General features: G+C 75.7%; 2 protein-coding genes. One reads left to right on the top strand and one right to left on the bottom strand.

Going from position 1 to position 1,131, the window contains the following annotated elements; genetic code table 11:
• Window positions 1-660: MFS transporter (locus GV126_RS33675; protein WP_159674944.1), on the top strand; the 660-nt coding region annotated here is incomplete at its 5' end.
• A gap of 22 nt (window positions 661-682) precedes the next feature.
• Here GV126_RS33675 and GV126_RS33670 read toward each other — a convergent pair.
• Window positions 683-1,131: DUF2690 domain-containing protein (locus tag GV126_RS33670; protein WP_159674942.1), on the bottom strand; the 449-nt coding region annotated here is incomplete at its 5' end.

Raw genomic sequence — 1,131 nt, 5'->3', positions numbered from 1 at the left:
TCCCAGAAGGCCCCCGCCGACCGGTGGCGGTGGGACGCCCTGCTGAACCTCTTCCGCGGTGGCGAATGGATCCAGACCCTCCTGTACTGGCTGGCCTCCTTCGGCGGACTCCTCCTCGTCTACGGCGTCGCCACCTGGCTGCCCACCCTGATGCGCGACGAGGGCTACAACCTCGGCTCCGCGCTGACCTTCGTCGTCCTGTTCAACCTCGGCGGCATCGTGGGCATGCTGGTGGCGGGCCGCGCCTCCGACCGGTTCGGCGCCCCGCGCGTCTCCGCCATCTGGTTCGCGCTCACCGCCGCCGGTGTCTTCCTGCTCAGCGTCCGCATGCCGCTCGGTGTGACCTTCCTGGTGGTCTTCCTCACCGGCGTGTTCCTCAACAGCGCCCAGGCGATGATCTACGCGACCGTCTCCATCCGCTCCACCCCGGACAGCCGCGCCACCGCCGTCGGCTGGACCTCCGGCATGGGCCGCTTCGGCGCCGTCTTCGGGCCGTGGCTCGGCGGCCAGTTGCTCGCCACCGGCAACGGCGACTGGGGCTTCACCGCCTTCGCGCTCGCCGGAGTCGCCTCCATGGTCTTCATCGGCGTCGCCGCGCTGCGCACGCCGAGGCGGGCGGTGCGCGACGACGCCCCCAGGCCGGTGGTGGTCGCCGGCTGACCGGCCGCCGCGCCCTCTCTCCTCAGGGCACCCGGCCCGAGTCCGTGCCCAGCCCGGTGCACGCCACCCGGCCGTTCACCTGCGCGCACGCCTCCACCCCGCGCGGTGAGCGCACGGCGAGCATCGGGCTGGTGTCGCCCTGGGCGTCGTCGGCGGAGTACGCGGCCGTCAAAACGTCCGAAGCCGTCCGTACGGAGATCACCCGGTCCACCGCGCCCCGCACCCGCAGCTGCGACCACGCGGTGCCGCAGGCGGGGGAGTAGCGCAGCCGCACGCTGTACGTGGCGTCACCCACCAGGCTCTCGGTGCGCGCGTCCCCGGCGCACACCGAGCGGCCGGGCAACTCGCCCTGGCAGGTGGGCCCCTGGCAGTGCCGGGCGGCCGGCGCCCCGCCGGGCGCCGGCGCCGGGCCGCCCGCGGGCGCGGGCGGCGGGCCGGGGGCCGCGCGGGCGCCCCGCCGCCGCCGGCTCT

Source organism: Streptomyces mexicanus (genome assembly GCF_902506575.1).
GTDB classification, from domain to species: Bacteria; Actinomycetota; Actinomycetes; order Streptomycetales; family Streptomycetaceae; genus Streptomyces; species Streptomyces mexicanus.
This window is presented reverse-complemented; position numbering and strand designations above follow the sequence as displayed.